This window comes from Propionivibrio sp. (assembly GCF_049316945.1).
Lineage (GTDB): Bacteria > Pseudomonadota > Gammaproteobacteria > Burkholderiales > Rhodocyclaceae > Propionivibrio.
Window position 1 is genome coordinate 1 of sequence record NZ_JBMOJE010000211.1, and the last position, 5303, is coordinate 5303.

Sequence of the window (5303 nt, forward strand, 5' to 3'; positions counted from 1 at the left end):
CGCGAGGCTCACTTGACGCAGTGCACAAATTGTTTGCGATAGATAACGCAGTATTTGATGGTGCTGACGGTCGGCAGCCGACCCAAAGCGGTCAGCGGGGGAAAATGAAAGCGGACCGTCGCGGCGAACTCCAGAAACTGATAATCAGCCGTTTAAAATGCAAAAGTGATATTTTGGAACGAACGGCAGCTTCGCGCCCGAAAGCAGACGGTGAGTGTAAATTGATGGCGGGCAGCTGACGGCCATAAGCCACCGGTCGAGGTAACGATCCAAATTAAATATATGGACCTCGATTCAGTGAGTTTGATCGCCACCATAGCTGTTTCTCTCGGGCTGTTCGGTCTATCTCAGGGGCTTAGCAAGTCGCCAAACGCCGCGATGATGATGTCTTGCGCACCACCGGGCGGCAGCAGTTCCGTTTCCAGCCTCATGAGTTTGTGCCGTAGCCTGTCGATGGCCCTCGGCGTACTATTTTTTGAAACGATCTTCTCCGATTCCATTCCGCATCACGTTTCGCTCAACAATACCAACCTTGCCGTCATAACAGACGCGAAAGATCTTGCACCAGGATTTTCGAACGCATTTCTACTTGGCACGGCGAACAGTGACGTCGCCATTGTTTTCATGAGGCTCACACGGGCAAGGAGTACCCGATGAGGGTGCATTTTGAGCTGCAAGGCAGATGGTTCCACCTGAACGTCTTTCCGAGAACTGGCTACTTTCGCTTTGGGTCGTAACCGGCCTGACGGGCAATCACGAAAATATCGAGTCAGCGGGGGGCGGAATAGGATCGGAAACCTTGGCCGTAATAGCCTCATTTTGGATGGTTGTTTTCCATCGTTTTGGCTTGCTGGCTGGTTTGGAATGAAATATGCACCGTGCCGCAAGTCGTTCTGGATTTCGATGAAAAACCACCTCATTTAAAAATGCCACAGAGCGGGGCATTCCGGTTCCTGTGATGGGCCACAAAGGCCAAAGATCTTGTTTTTGGTGATTTTAAATACAGGGTTGGAATCTGCTTGGGCAACTACATGGTGCACACACAAAGCGGTGAAAAGCGCATCAAACGCATGATTGCCGATTACATTGAGGCCGCCCGCCAACGCGGCGACCTGAAGCACGCTGCAACGTTGCGCCTGACATTAAGGCATTTCATTGAGACGCACTACCACGAGACGGCTCAGTAATAGCCGGGTATCTACAGTGATGGTGGCAGACACCTTAAGGGCAGTTGATCGGAGTGCCGCAGTTTAATGTGCAGGTCTGGGCCGGAAGCGAGTTGCCCGATGCGCTGAAGTCGCTGATGAAGACGGCGTAGAGTCTGGCGATCATTTCCGGATCGGTAAAGAGTATACCTAGCTCGCGGTTCTGAAGCAGTGATGTGTTGGTCAAGTTTTCGGACCCAACAAAAGCTTGGGTGCCATCGGCAATGATTTGCTTGCCGTGCATGTAAAGCGGCGTTACCGGCGTCGTCGCAGGAGGTGTTGGTTGCCCAGGCATGATGCGGATCGAGAGATTCGGGAGGTCTAGACCGAGCAGTTTCGTCACTGCCGGGGCATTGCTGCCGGTGTCGCCGGAAAGTAGAATGCGGATATTCGGTTTTGCCGCAGAGTTGGCAATTGCCTCGATTTTGCAGACCATGTCGGTGTCGGTCAGTTCTTCCGTGGTAATTTCGAGCGATTTTGTAGCGCTTCCCATAAGTTGCAGAAGTTTCGGTTTCGAGTTGACCGGGCTCCATAAAAGATTACCTTCGCTCACCGACGGCGTGTCGGACGCGCCCGGCGGATAATACGTATCGCCGGGAGAATGGGCGTAGTAGCAGGCAGAGTGAGGATTGACAAGCACGAAATCCGAATCGAAGACGCTGCTCACCTCCTTCACGATACCGGTTTCGCTGGTGATTACGGCATAGTCACGCGTGCCGCCGAAGTAACCGGGCATCAAATTCAGCGACATGATGATGGCCGTCCCCGAAAGGCCGGGATTGGCGGTCGTCGGCCCGTCGATGACCAAGGTCTTCTGGTGCGTGACGCAGAAAGCCGTGCTGCTGAGGTGCACAATAGCGCCGGCGGCGCGCAGGGCGGCAACGGTCTGCTCGATCAGCAGGGCGCTCGAACCCGTCGAATACTGGTTCTGATCGACGATGATGCGCACGCTGACACCGCTCCGCGCCTTGTCTATCAGTGCTTGCACGACGCTGTCAGCAGGCGCCGCAGGCGTCTGCGTTACCGATTGCAGGTCGGTGATCTCATAGATCGCTAGGCGGATGTTGTCCGTCGCCTTGGCGATGGTCTTGAGGATGGGATCGCGTCCGTCGTCCGGCTGGATTATCAGTGATGACAAGCCGGGGTTCGAATCGCCGCCGCCACAGGAGGGCAACAGCAGGATGCTCGACAGGATGACCAAGAGAACGATGCGCATCGGTGGTACCGCCTTAATAAGTTGAAGTCTGACCTGCGCCAATGAGCGGCTTGGCCTGCGTTTTCCGAACGGGCCAAGAACTCTCCCATCAACCTGATTGTGAATTGCAATAGCGTCACGCCAGGGCAATGACTCGTTATACTTCTTTCCTGATTGTTACCTGATATTCAGCGAGAGAAAAGGCGACTATACGCCGGCACCTTCAACTGAACACTGATGTTTAGAGGGATTTTTGAGCATTTTCCGATACCAAGCCATTCCCCTTCAAGGCGGCCCCACGGTCAAGGGGAAACTGGATACCGACAGTGCGCGACAGGTCAGATCCATTCTGCGTGAGCGTGGTCTGCTGGCGACTGAAGTAGAAGCGGAAAAAGCGACGGTTTCCGAGCGCACCAGGCTGCGTTTGGCTACTTCGCGATTAACCAGCTTTTTCCGGCAATTGTCTGCCTTGCTGGATGCGGGCCTGACGATAGATGAATCCCTGACTGTATTGGCGGAACAATCAGACCATGAGCGCGAAAAACAGCTGATTGCTTCTCTACGCAGCGATATTGCCAGCGGGCTTTCCCTTTCTGCGGCAATGACCAAACTGCCACGGGCGTTTCCCTCGTTTTACCCCACCTTAGTGCGCGCTGGCGAAGAGTCAGGGCGCTTGCAGAGCGTCATGCAACGGCTGGCAACTTATCTGGAAGAGCGCGCCGAACTTGTCTCCAGAGTGGCTTTGGCCTTTATTTATCCGACCGTAGTTTTTTGCGTGTCGCTGCTGGTGGTGGTCGGCATGCTGATCTGGGTGGTGCCGCAAATGGTGCAGGTTTTTCAGGGCGCCAAACAAACCCTGCCGATCATGACGCGTATTTTGCTTTCCACCAGTGCGCTGGTCAGTGATTGGGGCGGCTGGTTTTTGCTGCTGTTGATGCTCGGTGGACTGGCCTTCTGGCTGGGTTTGCGCAACGCTGCTTTTTGCCTGCGCTTCCATGCCTGGCGATTGAATCTGCCGCTGTTCGGCCGCCTTGAGCGTTCGAGCAATAGCGCGCGCTTTGCCAGCACCTTGGCAATCCTGGTCGGCAGCGGTGTCCCGCTACTGTCCGCGCTATCTGCCGGGGAAGGCGTAATCACCAACCGGGTACAGCGTGCTGCGGCGAGCGAAGCGGCAAACCGTGTTCGCGAAGGGGCAACACTCTCCCGCGCCTTGGCGGCATCGCACCAGTTCCCGCCCATCCTGGTGCATTTGACGGCCAGCGGCGAGGCGACGGGACGCCTTGACCGCATGCTGGAACGGGCGGCGCAAGAACTTTCGCGCGACCTGTCCCGCCGTGTGGAAACATTTACCAGTTTGCTGGGGCCGGCGGTTGTTTTGCTGATGGGTGGCGTGGTGCTGTTTATCGTGCTGGCCATCCTGCTGCCCGTTTTTGAAATCAACCAATTCGTAAAGTAAGCTCCGGAGCACTCCATGAAAAACTGCAGGCAGCAGGGTTTTACCCTGATCGAAATTCTGGTGGTGGTCTCCATTCTGGCCATTCTCGGCGCGTTGATCGTACCCAAGATCATGGATCGTCCAAACGAAGTGCGCGTAGTCGCGGCCAAGCACGACATTGGCACCGTGGTGGCGGCACTCAAGCTTTACAAACTCGATAATGGCCGTTACCCGACGACCGACCAGGGGCTAAAAGCACTGGTGGAAAAGCCATCATCCGAACCGCTTCCGGGCAACTGGAAAAATGGCGGCTATCTGGAAAAATTGCCGAAAGATCCTTGGGGCCACGAGTACCTTTTCCTGAATCCCGGCATCAAGGGCGAGATCGATGTCATGAGCTATGGTGCCGACGGGCAGCAAGGTGGCGACGGATTCGATGCCGATCTCGGTTCATGGATGCTCTGAGCCAGCATGGTGCAAGCCAGCCGCCCTCGCGCACCGCGAGGGTTTACCCTGATCGAGATTCTGGTGGTGTGCGCGATCATCGCCATCCTGCTCGGGCTGGCGATGGTCCGGCTTGACCATTCGGAATCCAACCGGCTGAACAGCGCCGCCGAAGCCATGACACGCTTGCTCGAAGCGGCCCGCGATGAATCGGTTATTCGTGGGCAGCCTCTGGCCTTTTCCAGTGACGGCGAGGGTTACCAATTCTGGTTCTCCGATGCCAACCGAAATGAGTGGATCGCCCAGCCCTCCACCGATACCATTGCCGCGCGAAAATTTCCCGAGGGCATTGTACTGAGCAGCATGCGCATCAATGGGTTATCCCGCCCCCTGGGTGAGCGCATCGTATTTTCGCTTTCGGGCATGACCGAGCCTTTCGCGCTGACCTTGACCTGCGGCTCATCGCGGCTGGAAATTCTGGCGGATGCCCTCGGTCGAATGGAAATACAGCGTGCGCAATAAGGGTTTCACCCTTCTCGAAACGCTTGTTGCACTGGCCATCATCGGCATTTCGATGGCGGCGGCGATGCGCTCAACCCGTTTTGCGATCGATACCGTAAGTGATCTTAAAAATCGGACCGCAGCGGCCTGGGTAGCGCAAAACGTGACCAATCAACTGCTCGCCTCACGCGTGTTTCCAGAGCCGGGCGCAGTCGGCGGCAAGGCAACCCAGGGCACCCAGGATTACGATTGGCGCCAGGAGGTATCGGTGACGCCGAATTACAGTTTCAGGCGGGTCGAAATCAAGGTATTTCTGCCTGAAAATCCGGATCATATTATTTCCGGCCAGGTCAGTTATGTGGCGCGTAACCAGAACTGAGCGCGCCTCTGAACAGGCACAGGGCGGCTTCACCCTGCTCGAAATTTTGGTCGCCCTGACGATATTCGCCATCGCCAGCCTGATTGCCTATGGTCAGACTTCCTGATCCAGTCCGTATTTATTCAGTATTTATAGGAAATTAGT

The 5303-nt window shown here is 55.8% G+C and carries 9 protein-coding genes; 8 read left to right on the top strand and 1 reads right to left on the bottom strand.

Features of this window, described 5'->3' with window-relative positions:
* The 3 genes from ACOYNV_RS25390 to ACOYNV_RS25400 all read left to right on the top strand — a co-directional run.
* Positions 1-239: hypothetical protein (locus ACOYNV_RS25390; RefSeq protein WP_422902600.1), on the top strand; the 239-nt coding region annotated here is incomplete at its 5' end.
* Positions 240-297: 58 nt separating this feature from the next.
* Positions 298-657, top strand: coding sequence for a hypothetical protein (locus ACOYNV_RS25395; protein ID WP_422902601.1), 360 nt, complete (start codon positions 298-300; stop codon positions 655-657).
* 362 nt (positions 658-1019) lie between these two features.
* Positions 1020-1187 carry a hypothetical protein gene (locus ACOYNV_RS25400; protein ID WP_422902602.1) on the top strand — a complete coding sequence of 56 codons (168 nt, stop codon included), beginning with the start codon at positions 1020-1022 and terminating at the stop codon, positions 1185-1187.
* Between the two features lie 34 nt (positions 1188-1221).
* Here the strand turns inward: ACOYNV_RS25400 and ACOYNV_RS25405 are convergent, their stop codons facing one another.
* Positions 1222-2421, bottom strand: a complete 1200-nt coding sequence (locus ACOYNV_RS25405) for a phospholipase D-like domain-containing protein (RefSeq protein ID WP_422902603.1) — start codon at positions 2419-2421, stop codon at positions 1222-1224.
* Positions 2422-2653: 232 nt separating this feature from the next.
* Between ACOYNV_RS25405 and gspF the strand changes: the two genes are divergently transcribed.
* From gspF to ACOYNV_RS25430, 5 genes are read left to right on the top strand one after another with little or no spacing between them, the layout of a single operon-like run.
* Positions 2654-3856 carry a type II secretion system inner membrane protein GspF gene (gspF, locus tag ACOYNV_RS25410; RefSeq protein ID WP_422902604.1) on the top strand — a complete coding sequence of 401 codons (1203 nt, stop codon included), beginning with the start codon at positions 2654-2656 and terminating at the stop codon, positions 3854-3856.
* Between the two features lie 15 nt (positions 3857-3871).
* On the top strand, positions 3872-4300 hold the full coding sequence (gspG, locus tag ACOYNV_RS25415) for a type II secretion system major pseudopilin GspG (protein ID WP_422902605.1): 429 nt from the start codon (positions 3872-3874) through the stop codon (positions 4298-4300).
* Positions 4301-4306: 6 nt separating this feature from the next.
* Positions 4307-4801: a GspH/FimT family pseudopilin gene (locus tag ACOYNV_RS25420; protein ID WP_422902606.1), complete on the top strand. Its 495-nt coding sequence runs from the start codon at positions 4307-4309 to the stop codon at positions 4799-4801.
* A complete protein-coding gene (gene gspI, locus ACOYNV_RS25425; RefSeq protein WP_422902607.1) occupies positions 4791-5159 on the top strand; it encodes a type II secretion system minor pseudopilin GspI in 369 nt (122 codons plus the stop codon). The genes ACOYNV_RS25420 and gspI overlap by 11 nt, the downstream gene beginning before the upstream one ends.
* Positions 5137-5265, top strand: coding sequence for a PulJ/GspJ family protein (locus tag ACOYNV_RS25430; RefSeq protein ID WP_422902608.1), 129 nt, complete (start codon positions 5137-5139; stop codon positions 5263-5265). Before gspI ends, ACOYNV_RS25430 begins: the two co-directional genes overlap by 23 nt.
* The last annotated feature ends 38 nt before the right edge of the window (positions 5266-5303 follow it).